This is a genomic window from Rhodanobacter sp. Soil772 (assembly GCF_001428385.1).
Taxonomy (GTDB): domain Bacteria; phylum Pseudomonadota; class Gammaproteobacteria; order Xanthomonadales; family Rhodanobacteraceae; genus Rhodanobacter.
On sequence record NZ_LMSK01000003.1, the window covers coordinates 291,480 to 309,469 of the forward strand.

The window sequence follows — 17,990 nt, forward strand, 5'->3', positions numbered from 1 at the left end:
AATCACAGGCAACTCTTGGCATAAGCCTTCGTCAAATATCCCTGTTACTACAAGCCGACCCGCATGTATTTAATCGCAAGGAGACGTTAGAGCAGGACGGCACTTGGCCTTTGCTCAAAGACCTTGAGGCCAAGGGATTCGTGGAAATCCATGAGCCGCATACGCTGCCAGACGGCGATACAAATATGCTGGGTGCTTCAGTCGTTCAGTATCGCGCAACAGTTAAAGGACTAGCAGTAGTCGCCGCCATCAACACTAAGTAACCTAACATTTCGTTCAAGGCGGACGGCTTCGCCAGTCGTTCAGTATCGCGCAACAGTTAAAGGACTAGCAGTAGTCGCCGCCATCAACACTAAGTAACCTAACATTTCGTTCAAGGCGGACGGCTTCGCCGCCGCTTAACTCCAGCGTTAGGCCTCAAGTGAGGGATGCCAAAACATGAGAAAGATTCTCAACGCGTGTGTGGCCATTGTTGTTGCGATGTTCGTGTTGCCCGCAGTAGGTGCGGACGCACCCGTCGCCGCATCGCCAGCACGCACGCTGGTACTACCTGCTTCACTTTTTCCCGCGGGAGATGCTCTTCAAGAGCTGAAAGTAACGGTAGCTTGTGGGTACATATCTGGCTTGCGCGATATCCCAGAGCTTTGGGACATAAAAATGGGCTTTGATATTCCTTCCGTGCAGCTGTTTCACGCCACTGTCCGGTTAGGGTCTGCTGCAACCGAAGGGTTGGGTTCTTGGGCGAGTTCCATCCGAATTGTGTCAATCGAAAATGACTGCTTCTCTGTAAAAGTTGTGGCGTCCGGACGCGACCAGGAGTATCGCTGGTCGGGTGCTCAGCTCCATTGGACGCGTTGATGCCTAACATCTCGTTCAAGGCGGACGGCTTCGCCGCCGCTTAACTCCAGCGTTAGACATCGCAATGACTTTATCGCCAAAAACGAAAGCTAAAAGGCGCGTCATGTGGTTCGTGGCCCTTCTGCTTGGCTTGGGGATCGTCATCGCTATATGTAACGATCGCTCCGTCATTGGCCTTAGCGTCGTCATTGTTGCAATTCTTGGCGTCCCTTTCCTCCTGCTCTCGCTCATCGACCTAGGCAAGGCACTCAGAGACGAAAGCGGCGGGAATTTCCGTGCAACAAAGTCAACATGGCTGCTGGCTCGGCTTCAGGCGGTTTTCGGGGCCGTATGTATGGCGGCTGCAGCGTTTACTCTGTATCAAAATATTCCCGCATGGTTTGCAAGTCCCTTAGGTTTTCATGGCGTCTTGCTAGCGGTGTGGATTTTTAGCGCGGTGTTGCTTGTCGTCGTCGGCTTCTTTTACATCTACTCTGCGTTTGCACGCCCTCACAGGGGCCAGTCTAGCGAGGGCGATGTCTAACATCTCGTTCAAGGCGGGCGGCTGCGCCGCCGCTTAACTCCAGCGTTAGGGCGCTCATGAAATTTTCGAGGCACTTAGTAAAAGCTGAATTGGTGGCGCTCGCCTCACTGGTTGTGGTTACCGTGGTTCTGGCTATTTACGCGGGAATTTGGACGTCACTGCACCCCAGCCCCGAATTCAGCGTTACCGACTCAGTCGAAGTTGTTTTCGGCTACATGCTGGCCATGGGTTGCGTTCCGGTTGCTGTATTTGTAGCTCCGCTATATTCAACCTTGCTGTACAACGGCTGGGCGTCCTGGCCAGTGGCCTTTGTCGTCGGTGCTATACCGGGAGCAGTTCTCCTCTTTTTTTCAATTTTCTTTGGGCTCGTATCATTGGCTTGCGGTGCAGTCGTCGCGCTGGTAACTCACGCGATTTGCACGTCAGATCCTAGCTACTCGTCCAAGCGATAGTTCCTTCGCTTTAGTGGGCACCCTGAGCTAACTCTTCAGGGGTGCCCCATGCCCATGCCATGTCCGCGAACCACCGCCCGCTACAGTCAGGCATTCAAGGCGACTGCCATGCACTTGGGTGAGCTCCCCGGCCTGCGGCGGCACACGTTCGATGGGGCGGCGAGTTGTTCGTGTGTGCGGGCTGAATGTTGTCGGGCCTATCGGAGAATCCCATGCTGCAGATGCGTCCGAATTGCGAGTGCTGCAACTGCGACCTGCCGGCGGATGCCGGTGGGGCGATGATCTGTTCGTTCGAGTGCACGTTCTGCACGTCGTGCGTGGAGACGGTGCTGCACGGGACGTGCCCGAATTGCGGCGGCGGTTTCAGCCCGCGCCCGCCGCGTGCGGCGGAGCTGCTCGGCAAGTACCCGCCGTCGGCGGAGCGCGTGTACAAGCCGGGTGGCTGCGCGAAGGCCGGTTGAGTCCGGCGCTCACAGCAGGCGCAGCAACTCCTTCATCAGCGGCAGCCGGCGCACGCGCACGGCGCTGGCGCGGAATACCGCGTTGGCCAGGGCGGGGGCGGCGGTGGGCATGGCGAGGAAGCTGGCGCCGGCCGGTGCGCGGTCGTCGGCGACGGTGATGACTTCGACGTCGTTCGGCAGCTGCGCCATGCTGGCCAGCGGGTAATCCTTGTAGTTGCGCTGCTGTACCTGGCCGCCCTTGATGGTGATCGCCGCATTCAGCGCGATGGACAGCGCGTCCAGCGTGGCACCGGCCACCTGGCCTTCCAGTCCCAGCGGGTTGATCACGCGACCGACGTCGACGGCGCAGACGACACGCTGGATGACCAGCTGCTCGCCCTGCATCGCCACCTCGATCGCGTGCGCCACGTAGGCGCCGTCGACGTGCCAGCAGGCGATGCCGAGGCCGTTGACGGTGCGCAGCCAGTTCTTCCATTCGACGCGGTCGGCGACCAGCTTGAGCACGTTGGCCAGGCGGCCGGTGTCCAGCGTGCCGCCGCTGCCCAGCGGCAGCTGGCGCGGTTCGCCGAGGATGCGCAGGCGCGTCTTCAGCGGGTCCTCGCGCATCTGGTGCGCGATCTCGTCGATGAAGCTTTCCACCGCGAACGCGTTGCTGAGGTGCGGCATGCCGCGGGCGGGGCCGCGCGGGATCGCCGACTCCAGCGCGTACCAGTCGCTGCGGTAGTTCGGCACCAGCGCGGCGGGCAGCTGGTCGGCCTGCAGTTCGGACGTCCACAGGCGGTCGTCCGGCAAGCCGCGATGGGTCAGTGCCGAAGCGCTGGCCATGCGCTGGTTCCAGGCCAGTAGCTGGCGCTTGCGGTCGATGATCGCGCTGATCTGGTGCACGCTGCCGGCGCGGTAGTAGTCGTGGCCGAAGTCCTGTTCGCGCGTCCACAGCAGGCGCACCGGCTTGTTGACGGCCTTGGCCAGCATCACCGCTTCGGCGACGTAGTCGTGATCGAGCCGGCGACCGTAGCCGCCGCCGACGCGCGGCACGCGGATGTCGATCTGGTCGGGACCGAGGCCGGTCAGGCGCTGCACCACGGCCCAGGCTTTCTGCGGCGCCTGGGTCGGCACGACCAGGCTGGCGCGATCCTTGTCCAGCCGCACCAGGCAGTTCATCGGTTCGGCGGTGGCGTGTGCCAGCCACGGCTGGATGTAGGTGGCGTCGAGCCGGCGCGCGGCTTTCCGGCCGGCGGCGTCGACGTCGCCGTCGTTGCGCACGCGGCTGGTGGGGGCGGTGTCGCCGGCGAGCAGGGCGAGCGCCTCCTGCTCCAGCGTGGCGCTGTTCTCGCTGCCGCTGGCGCCGGGTTTCCATTCGAGCTTGAGTTTGTCGCGACCCTGCAGCGCGGCCCAGGTGTTCTCGGCCAGCACCGCCACGGCCGGGGCGATCGCCGTGTTGCCCGGCGACTGGCCGGGCTCGGGTTTCAGTTGCACCACTTTCAGCACGCCCTGGACGGCGAGCGTGTCGGTGGTGTCGATGCGCGCCAGCGTGCCGTCCGGCCACGGGCAGTGCGCCAGCACGGCGACCCATGCGTCGCCGTAGTGGTGGTCGATCGCGTAGCGGGTCTGGCCGGTGACGATCGCGCGTGCGTCGACGTCGCCGGCGCTCTGGCCGATCAGCTTGTAGTCGGCCGCATTCTTCAGCGGCGGCAGGTTGGCGGGCAGGGCGATCTTGCTGGCGTCCGCGACCAGGCTGCCGTAGCCGAAGCGGCGGCCGTCCGGCGCGATCACCGTGCCGGCGTCGCAACGCAGGCGGCTGGCCGGTACGCCGAGTCGGCGTGCCGCTGCCTGCAGCAGCAGCCAGCGCGCCACCGCGCCGACCTGGCGCAGGTCGTTCCACGCGGCGGGGATCGAGCCGCCGCTGCCGCCGAGCTGGCGGCCGTAGGTCCAGCGTGGCTTGCCGTTGTCGTTGCCCACGCCGAGACCGAGCGGCGTCACGCGGACATTTTTCCAGTCGGCGTCGAGTTCCTCGGCGATGATCCGCGGCAGCGCGGTGGCCACGCCGGTGCCGGTGTCCGGGTCGCGCGCGCCGATCAGCACGTTGCCGTCGGCGTCGATGCGCACGTAGGCGCCCAGGTCGTAGAGGTTGTCGCCGAGCAGGGCCGGCGGCAGCGGCGCGTCGGCGGCGTCGGCGAAACGGATGCCGACGACCAGCGTGCCGGCGGTGCCGGCGAGTACCTGCAGGAAGCGGCGGCGCGAAAGACGGATGCCGTTGCCGTTCATGGCCGGCCCGCCTTGCCGGCGGCGGCGCGCTTGATCGCGCGGCGCACGCGGGCCTGGCAGCCGCAGCGGCACAGGTTCGGCAACTGGTCGATGTCGCCGTCGTTGGGGTGGGGCTTGTGCAGCAGCAGGTCGACTCCGGCGATCAGCCAGCCCGGCGTGCAGTAGCCGCAGCCGATCGCGTCTTCGTCGATGAAGGCCTGCTGCAACGGATGCAGGCTGCCGTCGTTGGCAGCCAGGCCTTCCACCGTGGTCACCGCCTTGCCGGCCAGCTTGGCGATCGGCACGGTGATCGCGGAGACCGCCTTGCCGTCGAGCAGCACCAGGTCGGCGCCGTTCCCGCCATGCTCGCCGCCGTACTTGGTGCCGGTCAGCTGCAGCACGTCGCGCAGGTACCACAGCAGCGGCATCTGCGGGTCGCCGATGTGGCGGAAGCGCTCGCCGTTGACCTGCAGGTCGATGCCGTCACGTACCTTCTCGGCCACGATGCCGCTTTCCGGACTGATCGGCAGAACCTGGGCTTGCACGGGCGCCATCCATCATCTCCTTGAAGTCGATCCGCACATTGTGGCATTGCTGCCGCCCGCTTAGGGCAGCGTGCGGCTGAACAGGCGGCGCCAGACCGCGTAGACAGGCACGCCGGCGGCCATGATCAGCAGGCCGATGCCGGTGTTGCGCGGGTTGTCGCGCAGCGACAGCACCACTACCACGGTCACCGCGGCGATGAACAGCAGCGGCAGCCACGGGTAGCCGGGCACGCGGAAGCCGCCGGAGGCGCGGTCGTGGCGGCGATACCAGAACAGCGTACCCACGCCGACCGCGCAGGCCAGCCAGTCGCCGAACGTGGCGTAGTCCAGCAACTGGCCATAGCTGCCCGACAGCGCCAGCACGATCGCCCAGCCGGAGAGCAGCAGCAGCGCGGTGTTCGGCGTGCGCCAGCGCGGATGCAGCCGCGCCACCGCGCGGAAGAACAACCCGTCCTCGCCCATCACCTGCAGCACCCGCGCGCCGGCGACCAGGGTGATGTTGCAAAAGCCCAGGGTGGAGATCGCCACGCCCAGCGCGATCACTTTCGCGCCGACCGGACCAGCCACCTGCTGCATCACGTCCGCCGCCGGCGCGCTACTGGCGGCGAGCCCGGCGTGGCCGAGCACGGCGAGGTAGGCCACGTTGACCAGTGCGTAGGCGCCGATCACCACCAGCATGCCCAGGGTCAGCGCGCGCGGCAGCGTGCGCTGCGGGTCGCGCACTTCGCCGGCCAGGTTGTTGAGGTAGGTGAAGCCGGAATACGCGAACAGCACCGGCAGCGCCGCGCCCATGAAGCCGACGCCGCTGCGCGCCGGATCGGCGGCCAGCACCTGGCCGTGCCCGGCGCCGGCGAGGAACAGACCGCACACCACCAGCACCGCCACCGCCAACAGCTTGAGCAGGGCAAACAGGTTCTGGATCTGCGCGCCGAGGCGGATGCCGAACAGGTTGATGCCGCCGACGAAGACCAGCGCGCCGACGGTCAACGGCAGCGCCCAGGCCGGCGGCAGCCCGAACAGCGCGGCGGCGTAGCTGGCGAAGATCGTCGCCACTGCCGCGCTGGAGCCGGAATAGATCACCAGCAGCATGGTCCAGCCGAACAGGAAGCCGGCCAGTGGCCCGAACGCCTCGCGCAGGTAGACGTAGGTGCCGCCGGCACGCGGCCGGCGTGCGCCCAGCTCCGCGTAGCAGAGTGCACCGATCAGGGTGAGCACGCCGGCGGCCACCCACATCAACAGCAGCGCCAGCCCTGACTCGGTGCGCTGCGCCACGATGCCGGGGTTGAGGAAGATGCCGCCGCCGATGATGCCGCCGACCACGATCAGGGCGGCGTCCCACGGGCGCAGGCTGCGCACGTAGCCGGGAGAAGTGTCGTTCATGCAGGGGAGGCCGCTGGCGGAAGGAGCCGTAGCTTGGCGGGCGCCGCGTGGACGGACAAGCCCGGAGCCTGTTGGAACAAGCACTCAGTCCAGCTGAAGCTCGCCGCGGATGCCCACGGCACAGGCACCGCCGATGCTGATGCTGCCGTCCATCGTGTCGCGCACCACCTCGACGCAGCCGTCGCGGCCCACCTCGCGGCCCTGGCTGGCGCGATAGCGCAGTCCGTAACCGGCGGGGTCGCCGATGTCGGCGAGGAAGGCCATGATCGCGGCGTTGGCGCTGCCGGTGACCGGATCCTCGGGGATGCCGTCGGCCGGGCAGAACGCGCGCACCGCCATGCTCGCCTCGCCCGCGCGCTGCCGGCCGAACACGCTGACACCGACCGCGCCGGTGGCTTGGCAGAGCGCGCCGATTGCGGCCAGGTCGGGTTGCAGCTGGCGCACCGCGGCCTCCTCGCGCAGGTCGCAGACGAACCACAGCGGCCCGTTGTCGACCAGACGCAACTGGCTTTCCGCGAGCTCGGCATGCACGGCCCGACCGAGCAGGACGCGCTGGTGCGCCGCCACGGCTTGCAGTTCGGCTTGCGGCGCCTGCACGTGAATGATCCGCCCGCTGCCGCTGCCCTCGATGCGCACCGGCAGCAGCCCGGCCGCACACTCCTGCAGCAGTTGCCGTTTGTCCGACGGCACCAGCCCGGACTCGATCGCGGCATACGCGCTGCCCACGCTGGGGTGGCCGGCGAACGGCAGTTCCTGGCGCGGGGTGAAGATGCGCACGCGGTAGTCCGCCGCGGCGCTGGTCGGTGGCAGCAGGAAGGTGGTTTCGGAAAGATTGGTCCAGCGCGCGAACGCCTGCATCGTGGCGTCGTCGAGGCCGTCGCCGTCGACCACCACGGCCAGCGGATTGCCCAGCAGCGGCTTGCCGGAGAACACGTCGAGCTGGATGAAGCGGCGGCTGCGGGGCATGGCCATTTCCGGGCGGGCAACCGCGCGACGATCGCACCGGCGGGCGTTCCCGGCAAGTGGCCGGGCCGCGCGTGCGACAGAGCGCGCCGGCGCGGTTTTCGGGGGGTGGGGCGATTTACGGCACAATAAGAGGGTTGCGCGCCGTGAACAGCCGTTCGCCGGCGCCTGAATTCCCGAGTCGAAGCCGCCTGTCCAGACCCATGACCACCATCAAGCAAGAAGACCTGATCCAGTCCGTCGCCGATGCGCTGCAATACATCAGCTATTACCACCCGGTCGACTACATCAAGAGCCTCGCCGACGCGTACGAGCGCGAAGAAAGCCCCGCCGCGAAGGATGCGATGGCGCAGATCCTGATCAACTCGCGCATGGCCGCCGAAGGCCATCGGCCGTTGTGCCAGGACACCGGCATCGTCACCGTGTTCCTGAAAGTGGGCATGAACGTGCGCTGGGACGACGCCACGATGGGTCTGGAGGACATGGCCAACGAAGGCGTGCGCCGCGCCTACCTGAACCCGGACAACAAGCTGCGCGCCAGCGTGCTGGCCGACCCCGCCGGCAAGCGCATCAACACGAAGGACAACACGCCGTCGGTGGTCAACATGTCGATCGTGCCCGGCGACACCGTCGAGGTGATCGTGGCCGCGAAGGGCGGCGGCTCCGAGGCGAAGTCGAAATTCGTGATGCTCAACCCGTCCGACTCGATCGTCGACTGGGTGCTGAAGACCGTGCCCACGATGGGCGCCGGCTGGTGCCCGCCGGGCATGCTCGGCATCGGCATCGGCGGCACCGCCGAGAAGGCGATGCTGATGGCGAAGGAAGCGCTGATGGAGTCGATCGACATCCAGGAGCTGATCGCGCGCGGCCCGGCCACTCGCGTCGAGGAATTGCGCATCGAACTGTTCGAGAAGGTCAACGCGCTCGGCATCGGTGCGCAGGGCCTGGGCGGCCTCACCACCGTGCTCGACGTCAAGGTGAAGGATTTCCCAACCCACGCGGCGAACCTGCCGGTGGCGCTGATCCCGAACTGCGCCGCGACCCGCCACGCACACTTCGTGCTGGACGGCAGCGGCCCGGTGATGCTGGATCCGCCGTCGCTGGAAGACTGGCCGAAGCTCACCTACGATGCGTCGAAAGGCCGCCGGGTGAACCTCGACACGGTGACACGCGAAGACGTGGCGAGCTGGAAACCGGGCGAGACCCTGCTGCTCAACGGCAAGCTGCTCACCGGCCGCGACGCCGCGCACAAGCGCATGGTCGAGATGCTCAACAGGGGCGAGCCGCTGCCGGTGGATTTCAACGGCCGCTTCATCTACTACGTCGGCCCGGTCGACCCGGTGCGCGAGGAGGTCGTCGGCCCGGCCGGCCCCACCACCGCCACCCGCATGGACAAGTTCACCGAACAGGTGCTCAGCGAAACCGGCCTGCTCGGCATGGTCGGCAAGGCCGAACGCGGCCCCGCCGCGATCGAGGCGATCAAGAAACACCGGTCGGTGTACCTGATGGCCGTCGGTGGCGCCGCGTATCTGGTGTCGAAGGCGATCAAGGCTTCGCGCGTCGTCGGCTTCGCCGACTTGGGCATGGAAGCGATCTACGAATTCACCGTCGAGGACATGCCGGTCACCGTGGCGGTCGACTCGGGTGGTAGCTCGGTGCACCAGACCGGTCCGCGCGAGTGGCAGGCAAGGATCGGCAAGATCCCTGTAGTTATCCAATAACGATGTGCGCGCAGCGCACGCCTTCGCCTCCTCCCCCTGTGGGGGAGGATTGAGGAGGGGAGGTCAAGTTGACCCTGACTCTCAACAAAGCCACGCGCGTCATCCCTGCGAAAGCAGGGATCCAGTGACTTTGATCCTCCGAGTGCAAGGCACTGGATTCCGGCTTTCGCCGGAATGACGAGCTTGAGACAACGTCTCCATCACTGAATCAAGAACAGCAGTCTAGACGTCCAAACGAATAGCCATCGCAAAACCATTTGCAATTCCAATGCCGCAGCGCAACACTGACCGGATATCCACCCCCTGACAGCGAACCCCCGTGACCTCGCCAATCTCCGCGCCGTTGCCTCCCGACGCTCCCTGGATCGTGATGAAGTTCGGCGGCACCAGCGTCGCCACGCTGCCGCGCTGGCAGAACATCCGTGAGCTGGTCGCCAGCCGCCGCGCGGAAGGCGCGCGCGTGCTGGTCGTCGTTTCCGCGCTGACCGGTGTTACCGACGCGCTGAAACAACTGTGCGGCGAAGGCGAGCAGGACAAGCGCAAGGCGGCGGCCGGCGCGATCGCGCAACGCCACTACGACCTGCTGGAACACATGCAGCTGGCGTTGCCGGACACGCTCGGCGAGCGGCTGGGCGAGCTGGCCCGGCTGGCCGAGGCCGGCCCCGCTGCGCGCGGCGAACTGGCCTGGCAGGCGCAGGTGCAGGCGCACGGCGAACTGATGTCCAGCGCGCTCGGCGCGGCCTTCCTCAGCCACAGCGGCCTGCCCACGCAGTGGCTGGACGCGCGCGACTGCCTGTTGGCGGTGGCGCTGCCGAACCAGAACGAACGCACCCGACTGCTGTCGGCGATGGTCGAGGCGAAGCCCGACCCGGCGCTGAACGCACGCCTGGCCGCACTCGGCGAGGTGTTCATCACCCAGGGCTTCATCGCGCGCGAAACGCATGGCCGCACCGTGCTGCTCGGGCGCGGCGGCTCGGATACCTCGGCCGCGTACTTCGGCGCGCTGCTGAAGGCGGCGCGGGTGGAGATCTGGACCGACGTGGCCGGCATGTTCACCGCCAACCCGCGCCAGGTGCCGGGCGCACGCCTGCTGCAGCGGCTGGATTACGAGGAGGCGCAGGAAATCGCCTCCACCGGCGCCAAGGTGCTGCACCCGCGCTGCCTGTCGCCGCTGCGCGAGCCGCGCGTGCCTCTGCTGATCAAGGACACCAACCGTCCCGAGCTGGAAGGCACCGTGATCGGCCCGGAGGTGCGCGCACACGCGCCCAGCGTCAAGGCGATCAGCGCGCGCAAGGGCATCACCCTGGTCTCGATGGAATCGGTGGGCATGTGGCAGCAGGTCGGCTTCCTCGCCGACGTGTTCGCGCATTTCAAGACGCACGGCCTGTCGGTGGACCTGATCGGTTCGGCCGAGACCAACGTCACTGTGTCGCTCGACCCCACCGAGAACCTGCTCGACTCCGACGCGATCGCCGCACTGGCCAGCGACCTGGCCAAGGTGTGCCGGGTCAAGGTGATCGCGCCGTGCGCGGCGATCACCCTGGTCGGTCGCGGCATGCGCTCGCTGCTGCATACGCTGTCCGGCGTGCTGGCCGAGTTCGGCCAGTTGCGCGTGCACATGATTTCGCAGTCGTCGAACAACTTGAACCTCACCTTCGTGGTGGACGAGGAAGTAGTCGACCGGCTGCTGGCACACCTGCACGACCTGCTGGTGGCTGCCGGCGCCCTGCGCACCGACGACAGTGCCTTGTTCGGCCCCAGCTGGCAGGCCTTGTACGGCACCGGCGAAGTGCCCGGCGCCGTGCCGGCGTGGTGGCGCGAGGCGCAGCGGCAACGCCTGCTGGAACTGGCGGCCGAGGCCACGCCGCGCTACGTCTACCACCTGCCCACGGTGCGCCAGCAGGCGCGCGAACTGAAATCGCTGGCGGCGGTGGATCGGCTGCACTACGCGGTGAAGGCGAACACCCATCCGGCGATCCTGCGCGCGCTGGCGGCGGAGGGTTTCGCGTTCGAGTGCGTGTCGCCGGGCGAATTGAAAGCGGTCGGCGCGGTGGTGGCGGAATCGGTGCCGCTGCTGTTCACGCCGAACTTCGCGCCGCGCGAGGATTACGTCTACGCGCTGGGTACCCGCGCCACCATCACGCTCGACGCGCTGCACCCGTTGCAGCACTGGGGCGAACTGTTCCGCGGCCGCGAGATCGTGCTGCGGATCGACCTGGGCCGCGGCCTGGGCCATCACGAGAAGGTGCGCACCGGCGGCAGCGGCAGCAAGTTCGGCCTGCCGCTGGACCAGCTGCCGCTGTTCCTGCAGCTGGCCGAAACGCATGGCGTCAGCGTGCGCGGCCTGCATGCGCACCTGGGCTCGGGTGTGCTGGATGCCGCGCATTGGGGCGAGGTGTATGCGCAACTGGCCAGCCTGGCCGAGCGTATCGGCAGCGTGGTGTTGCTCAACATCGGCGGCGGCCTCGGCGTGCCGGCGCACCCGGGCGAAGCGCCGCTGGACATCGCCGCGCTCGACCGCGCGCTGCGCGAGGTCAAGGCGGTCTATCCGCAGTACCAGTTGTGGATGGAGCCGGGTCGTTACCTGGTGGCCGATGCCGGCGTGCTGCTGACGCGGGTGACCCAGCAGAAGGACAAGGGTGGTTTCCGCTATCTCGGCGTGGACACCGGCATGAACAGCCTGATCCGTCCCGCGCTGTACGACGCCTGGCACAAGATCGTCAACCTCAGCCGGCTCGGCGAACCGGCCACCGCGCTGTACCAGGTGGTCGGCCCGATCTGCGAGAGCGGCGACGTGCTGGGCACCGACCGCCGCCTGCAGGAGGCGCAGGAGGGCGACGTGATGCTGATCGCGCAGACGGGCGCCTATGGCAAGGTGATGTCCTCGCACTACAACCTGCGCGACGAGGCCGATGAAGTGGTGATCGACACCTGATTTAGAACGCGCCTGTTCAAGGGTGCGAACAGGGCGAAGGTCGCGGGATCGTCGTCTGGCCCGCTCTTTGCCCGCCGAAAGCCATCGAGCTGGCACTGCTCGAAGCTAGAATCAGCCTGTTCGCTCCCGTGATGCGGGCGATGGAGAACGATGTGAGCAACACGATCCAACCGCGCCTGACCCAGGTATTCCGCTTCGTGCGTTGCAGCTACGCCGATGGCGTGGCCGAGCTGGCGTACGCGTTCGACGACGGCGAGGAACTGGTCGAGCGGATCCGTTTTCCGCATGCGCCAGCGGTACCGGCTGCACGCGCGGCGGCGTTCGACGCCGCCTTGAAACTGCTGCACCTGATCGCCGGCGTCAGCTACTACAAGGCCGGCGTGCCGCCGCGGATCGAGCTGGCCGATGGTCCGCTCGACGACGCCACCGCCGAGCTGCTGGATCAGCTGTACCTGCACGGCCTGGCCGAGTTCGCCTATCGCAACGGGCTGGATCTGCGTGGGCGGATTTCGTTCCCACGTGGCGGTGTGGCGCCGGTGGTCGGCGCACTGGATCTGCCAAAACGCACCCTGGTGCCGATCGGCGGCGGCAAGGATTCGCTGGTCGCGGTGGAGGCGATCAAGTCGATCGGCGGCGAGGCGACCGCGGTGTGGGTCGGCAATTCCGCGCTGATCGCGGCCTGCGCCGAGCGCACCGGCCTGCCCACCTTGAACATCCAGCGTGAGCTGGCGCCGGGCCTGTTCGAGCTTAACCGGCTCGGCGCGTGGAACGGGCACATCCCGGTGACCGCGGTGAACTCGGCGATCCTCGCCGTGGCCGCGATTCTGTACGGCTACGATTCGATCGCGTTCGCCAACGAGCGTTCCGCCTCGGCCGCCACGCTGGAGTACGACGGCCAGCAGGTGAACCACCAGTGGAGCAAGAGCCTCGCGTTCGAGCGCCTGCTCGGCGACTGGCTGCACACGCATGTGGCCGCCGATCTCGACTACTGCTCGGTGCTGCGGCCGTACTCGGAACTGGCGATCACCCGCGCGTTCGCGAAGCTGACGCCGTACTTCGACGTGTTCTCCAGCTGCAACCGCAACTTCAAGCTGCTCGGCCCGAAGCCGGTGGACCGCTGGTGCGGGCAGTGCCCGAAATGCCACTTCGTGTTCCTCGCGCTGGCGCCGTTCCTGCCCAAGCCACGGCTGCTGACGATCTTCGGGCGCAACCTGCTCGATGACGAGACGCAGGCCGCCGGCTTCGACGCGCTGCTGGAATACCAGGACCACAAGCCGTTCGAGTGCGTGGGCGAGGGTGCCGAGGCGCGCGCCGCGATGGTCGCGCTGAGCCAGCGGCCGGAATGGCAGGAAGATGCGCTGGTCGAGCGCTTCCGCAACGAGATCCTGCCGCAGCTCGATGTCGCGCAACTGGCGCTGGAGCCGTGGCTGCAACCGTCGCCCGAACACCGCGTGCCGGCGCGATTGCAGGCTGCGCTGGCGGCGATCGGTTGATGCGCCTCGCCGATCTGGCCGGCCGCCGTGTCGCGGTGTGGGGTTTCGGTCGCGAGGGACGGGCGGCGATCCACGCGCTGCGTCGGCATGCCGGCGAACAGCCGCTCACCTTGTTCTGCAGCGCGGCCGAAGTCGACGCGGCGCGCGCGTTCGATGCCGCGCTGGAAATCGTCGCCGGCGAACCGGACGCCACGAGACTGAGCCGCTTCGACGTGGTGGTGAAATCGCCGGGGATTTCCGCGTACAAGCCGGCGCTGCTGGCCGCGCAGGCGCAGGGCACGCAGTTCACCTCCGGCACCGCGCTGTGGTTCGGCGAGAATCCCGACGCACGCGTGATCGCCGTCACCGGCACCAAGGGCAAGAGCACCACCAGCGCGCTGATCGCGCATCTGTCGCGCGCGCTGGGTATACGCACCGCGCTGGCCGGCAATATTGGCCTGCCGCTGCTGGAACTGCTCGGCCAGCAGGCGGACCTGTGGGTGATCGAACTGTCCAGCTTCCAGACCGGCGAGGCCGGGCCGCTGGAGCTGGGCGTGATCACCAGCCTGTACGAAGAACACCTGGACTGGCACGGTTCGCGCGAGCGCTACGTGGCCGACAAGCTGAAACTGGCCGATGCCGCGCGCACGCTGCTGGTCAATGCGTTGCAACCGGCATTGCTGGAACGCACGCAGAATCACTCGCAGCGGCTGCTGTTCGGCACGCCGGAAGGCTGGCACGTCAGTGACGGCTTCATCTGCCGCGGTGAGCAGGCGGTTTTCCCGGTCGCGCAACTGGCCGCACCGGGCCTGCACAACGCACTCAACGCCTGCGCCGCGCTCGCTGCACTGGAAGCCGTCGGCATGGATGCGCTGGCGGCCGCGCCCGCGCTGGCGCGCTTCCGCCCGCTGCCGCACCGCCTGCAGCCGCTGGGCGCGCACGATGGCTGGCACTGGGTCAACGACTCGATCAGTACCACGCCGTTGGCCACGCTGGCCGCATTGGAAAGCCTGCACGGCCGCGCGGTCACAGTGCTGGTCGGCGGCCACGACCGCGGCCTGGACTGGGCGCCGTTCGTCGATGCCATGCACAGTGCGCCTGCCCACGCGATCGTCTGCATGGGAAGCAACGGCGGCCGTATCGAGACCGCCTTGCTCGTCGCCGGCGTGGCTTGCCCAATCATGCATGTCGCGGATCTGGCCAGCGCTGTAGCCGAGGCGAAGACGCATACCCCGCATGACGGCGTGATCCTGCTCTCTCCCGGCGCGCCCAGCTTCGACCAGTTCAAGGACTACGCCGAACGCGGCCGCCGCTTCGCGGCGCTGGCTGGTTTCGACGTCACGATTACCGGCATCGAAGGTCTGGGCATCGGCTGATCTCGCATGAGTGCATCGGGCGATACGGTGATCGCCAGCGCGTAGCGGGCAGGCGCGATGGAGCGATCTGCGCGGGCGAACTCGCTTCGAATGGGCGTCGCCGCTTTTATGCGCGATTCGAGAGCGTGGAGCGGTAGCCTGGCGGTTTCAGCGCGCGTAGCGTGCACGCGGCTCGTTCACGCGTTTTTTGGCATCGAGGCTGATGTGCTGGCGCAGCCAGGCGGCGAACTCGGCCTCGGACAGGCTGCCTTCGGCGAGGGCGATCATGCTGACGTACTTGTCCTCGTCGCTGGCGACGAGGTTGGCGCCGTTGAGGGTGAGGAAGACGCGGTAGCAGACATGCGCCGTGCGCTTGTTGCCGTCGACGAAGGGGTGGTTGCGGGCCAGGCCGAAGGCGAGGCTGGCGGCGAGGTCGGCGAGATCCGGCGGTGGGTCGCCGTAGGCGTGGCTTTGCTGCGGGCGGGCGAGTGCGGAATCCAGCAGATTCTCGTCGCGCACGCCGATGCCACCGCCGTGTTCGGCCAGCTGGCGTTCGTGGATGGCGATGGCGAGCGGCCTTTCGATCCAGATGATCATGGCCATGACCTATTGCGCCAGCTTGCGCAGTACGTTGCGATCCTTGCGCATGACTTCCTCGGCCACTTCCATCTGCTTGGCCAGGGTAGGGTCGTAGGTGGTGAGGCGGATGCCGTCGGGGGTTTCCAGCGCGAACAGTTCGTCGCCTTTTTCCAGGCGCAGACGGGCCAGCAGTTCGCGCGGCAGGATGACGCCGGCAGAGTTGCCGATGGTGGTGATCTTCAGTTTCATGGCGGCCTCCAGGGCAAGTTATAACGTATGTTATACGTTATTGCCTGCCCTGGAGGCAATGCGTTTTGAAAAGGTGCCGGGGGCAATAGCTGGCGCAGCAGCCTCAAGCGTCAGGCTTGTTCCTGCGCCATCGCCACCGCGGAATCCCTTACCAGATCTTCACCCGCTCCTGCGGTGCCAGATACAGCTTTTCGCCGGGCTTCACCCCGAACGCCGGGTACCACGGGTCGAGGTTGCGCACGGTTTGTGCGCGGAAGTCGGCGGGGGCGTGCACGTCGGTGGCGAGGCGTTGGCGCTGGGCGGCGTCGCGGATCTTCGAGCGCCAGGCCTGGCCGTAGGCGAGGAAGAAGCGCTGGTCGCCGCTGAGGCCGTCGATCACCGGTGCCGGCTTGCCGCCGAGCGACTTGTGATAGGCCAGGTAGGCGATGGTCAGGCCGGAGACGTCGGCGATGTTTTCGCCCAGCGTCTGTTCGCCGTTGACGTGCAGGCCGGGCAGCGCCTCGTACTGGTCGAACTGTTTCGCCAGCTGCTTGCCGGCGGCCTTGAAGTGGGCCAGGTCTTCCGGCGTCCACCAGTTCGCGAGGCGGCCTTCGGCGTCGAATTCGGCGCCCATATTGTCGAAGCTGTGGCTGATCTCGTGGCCGATCACCGAACCGATCGCGCCGTAGTTGGTGGCGGCGTCGACGTTCAGGTCGAAGAACGGCGGCTGCAGGATCGCGGCGGGGAAGTTCAGCGCGTTCTGCAGTGGCAGGTTCACGGCGTTGACGGTCTGCGGGGTCATCCACCATTCGGCGCGATCGACCGGCTGGCCCAGCTTGGCGCGCTGGTGTTCGTACTCGAACTTTTCTGCGCGGCGCTGGTTGCCGAGTGCGTCGTCAGCGCGGATGTCCAGCGTGGCGTAATCGCGCCAGGTATCCGGATAGCCGACGCCGACGCGTATCGTGGCGAGCTTGGCCTTGGCTTTTTCGCGCGTGGCCGGCGTCATCCAGCCGAGCGTGTCGATGCGTTGATCGAACGCAGCGAGCAGGTTCTTCACCAGTTGCTCCACTTCCGCCCTGGACGAAGCCGGGAAGTAATGCTTCACGTAGAGCTGGCCCACGGCGTCGCCGAGGTCGTTGCTGGTGGCGCCCACCGCGCGCTTCCAGCGCGGCCGTTGCTCGGGCGTACCCTGCAGGGTGCGGCCGTGAAAGTCGAAGCCGAGGTCGGCGTAGGCCTTGGGCAGCAGGCCCGCACTCTGATCCAGGGTGTGGAAGAGCAGCAGGTCCTTCCAGGCCTGTAGTGGCTCGCTGGCGGTCAGTGCGGACAGGCCGGTAACCGCGGTCGGTTGCCACACGTCGATCTGCGGCTGGCCGTCCAGGCCGGCGGCCTTGAAATACGCGGCCCAGTCCAGCCCCGGCGCCTTCTGCGTGAAGTCGGTCGTGCGCCACAGGTTGTTCGCCTTGTGCACGTCCTCGCTGTCGAGCAGGCTCGCCTGCGCCGTGGCGATCTTCGTCTCCAGGTCGAGGATGGTCTTGGCCTTCGCCTCCGCGTCGGCCATGCCGGCCTGCTTCAGCAGCGCGCCGATGTAGGTCCGGTACTTGGCGCGGGTCGCGACCATGTGCGCGTCGTCGGACAGGTAGTAGTCGCGGCTGGGCATGACCAGGCCGCCCTGCAGCAGGTAGGCGAAGTTGCGCGAGGGATCTTCCAGGCCCTGCGTCACAAACAGGCCGAACAGATTTGCGGTGTGGTAGTTGGTGGCGTTGACCGGATCGACGTCGGCGCGCAGGCGGCTGCCCAGTACGCGTGCCAGGTCGGCGCGCGAGGCGATCGCGTCGATCTGCGCCAGCTCCGGCTTGAGCGGGACCAGGCCGTGCTGCTCGATCGCGGTGGTGTCCATCCAGGCGGCGTAGTAGTCGGCGATCTTGCGCGCGTTGCTGCCGGCGGCCGGGTGGCTGGCGCCGGCGTTGCGGATCAGCTCGGCGGTGTTCTTCTCGGCCTGCTCGAACACCTTGAGGAAGGTGCCGGTGCTGGAGCGGTCGGCAGGAATCTGCGCCGTCTTTAGCCAGCCGCCGTTGGCGTAGCGAAAGAAGTCGTCGCCCGGTTTCACGCCATGGTCGATCCCGGCCAGGTCGATGCCGGAAGGCTGGCTCGCCGGCGTCGCCGCCCATGCCGCCGGACTGCACAGGATCGCCGCCGTCAGTACCCATCGCATGCGTTGCATGGTCGTTCCTTTGCGCTTGGAAGCGCCCACGATAGTCCGCCATCCCGGCCTTG

15 protein-coding genes are annotated in these 17,990 nt (G+C 67.1%); 8 read left to right on the top strand and 7 right to left on the bottom strand.

Annotation, left to right across the window (positions count from 1 at the left end; translation table 11 throughout):
• From ASG75_RS16480 to ASG75_RS12835, 4 genes are all read left to right on the top strand, one after another.
• The coding region (locus ASG75_RS16480) for a hypothetical protein (RefSeq protein WP_162253110.1) at positions 1–263 on the top strand (263 nt) is incomplete at its 5' end.
• A gap of 175 nt (positions 264–438) precedes the next feature.
• On the top strand, positions 439–858 hold the full coding sequence (locus ASG75_RS16365) for a hypothetical protein (protein ID WP_157616972.1): 420 nt from the start codon (positions 439–441) through the stop codon (positions 856–858).
• Between the two features lie 103 nt (positions 859–961).
• Positions 962–1,381 carry a hypothetical protein gene (locus ASG75_RS12830; protein ID WP_056390043.1) on the top strand — a complete coding sequence of 140 codons (420 nt, stop codon included), beginning with the start codon at positions 962–964 and terminating at the stop codon, positions 1,379–1,381.
• 664 nt (positions 1,382–2,045) lie between these two features.
• Positions 2,046–2,294 carry a DUF1272 domain-containing protein gene (locus ASG75_RS12835; protein WP_056390046.1) on the top strand — a complete coding sequence of 83 codons (249 nt, stop codon included), beginning with the start codon at positions 2,046–2,048 and terminating at the stop codon, positions 2,292–2,294.
• A gap of 9 nt (positions 2,295–2,303) precedes the next feature.
• Here the strand turns inward: ASG75_RS12835 and ASG75_RS12840 are convergent, their stop codons facing one another.
• The 4 genes from ASG75_RS12840 to ASG75_RS12855 form a co-directional block, all read right to left on the bottom strand.
• A complete protein-coding gene (locus ASG75_RS12840; protein ID WP_056390665.1) occupies positions 2,304–4,559 on the bottom strand; it encodes a molybdopterin cofactor-binding domain-containing protein in 2,256 nt (751 codons plus the stop codon).
• A complete protein-coding gene (locus ASG75_RS12845; RefSeq protein ID WP_056390048.1) occupies positions 4,556–5,092 on the bottom strand; it encodes a (2Fe-2S)-binding protein in 537 nt (178 codons plus the stop codon). The genes ASG75_RS12840 and ASG75_RS12845 overlap by 4 nt, the downstream gene beginning before the upstream one ends.
• A gap of 51 nt (positions 5,093–5,143) precedes the next feature.
• Complete coding sequence (locus ASG75_RS12850) at positions 5,144–6,463, bottom strand: amino acid permease (RefSeq protein ID WP_056390050.1); 1,320 nt, start codon at positions 6,461–6,463, stop codon at positions 5,144–5,146.
• 84 nt (positions 6,464–6,547) lie between these two features.
• Entirely contained in the window at positions 6,548–7,429 is an 882-nt protein-coding gene (locus ASG75_RS12855; RefSeq protein WP_056390668.1) for a PhzF family phenazine biosynthesis protein, read from the bottom strand.
• Positions 7,430–7,629: 200 nt separating this feature from the next.
• Between ASG75_RS12855 and ASG75_RS12860 the strand changes: the two genes are divergently transcribed.
• The 4 genes from ASG75_RS12860 (at position 7,630) to murD (ending at position 14,930) form a co-directional block, all read left to right on the top strand.
• Positions 7,630–9,147, top strand: a complete 1,518-nt coding sequence (locus tag ASG75_RS12860) for a fumarate hydratase (RefSeq protein WP_056390052.1) — start codon at positions 7,630–7,632, stop codon at positions 9,145–9,147.
• A 370-nt stretch (positions 9,148–9,517) separates the two neighbouring features.
• Positions 9,518–12,082, top strand: a complete 2,565-nt coding sequence (locus ASG75_RS12865; RefSeq protein ID WP_056390058.1) for a bifunctional aspartate kinase/diaminopimelate decarboxylase — start codon at positions 9,518–9,520, stop codon at positions 12,080–12,082.
• Between the two features lie 152 nt (positions 12,083–12,234).
• Positions 12,235–13,575: a UDP-N-acetyl-alpha-D-muramoyl-L-alanyl-L-glutamate epimerase gene (gene murL / locus ASG75_RS12870; RefSeq protein ID WP_056390671.1), complete on the top strand. Its 1,341-nt coding sequence runs from the start codon at positions 12,235–12,237 to the stop codon at positions 13,573–13,575.
• Positions 13,575–14,930, top strand: coding sequence for a UDP-N-acetylmuramoyl-L-alanine--D-glutamate ligase (murD, locus tag ASG75_RS12875; RefSeq protein WP_056390067.1), 1,356 nt, complete (start codon positions 13,575–13,577; stop codon positions 14,928–14,930). The genes murL and murD overlap by 1 nt, the downstream gene beginning before the upstream one ends.
• A 147-nt stretch (positions 14,931–15,077) precedes the next feature.
• On the opposite strand, the gene ASG75_RS12880 is transcribed toward murD, so the two are convergent.
• The 3 genes from ASG75_RS12880 to ASG75_RS12890 form a co-directional block, all read right to left on the bottom strand.
• Positions 15,078–15,506 (bottom strand): type II toxin-antitoxin system death-on-curing family toxin, encoded by a 429-nt coding sequence (locus ASG75_RS12880; RefSeq protein ID WP_056390674.1) that lies wholly within the window; start codon positions 15,504–15,506, stop codon positions 15,078–15,080.
• 9 nt (positions 15,507–15,515) lie between these two features.
• Positions 15,516–15,737, bottom strand: a complete 222-nt coding sequence (locus ASG75_RS12885) for an AbrB/MazE/SpoVT family DNA-binding domain-containing protein (protein WP_056390071.1) — start codon at positions 15,735–15,737, stop codon at positions 15,516–15,518.
• Positions 15,738–15,885: 148 nt separating this feature from the next.
• Positions 15,886–17,937: a M13 family metallopeptidase gene (locus ASG75_RS12890; protein ID WP_056390073.1), complete on the bottom strand. Its 2,052-nt coding sequence runs from the start codon at positions 17,935–17,937 to the stop codon at positions 15,886–15,888.
• Positions 17,938–17,990 lie beyond the last annotated feature (53 nt).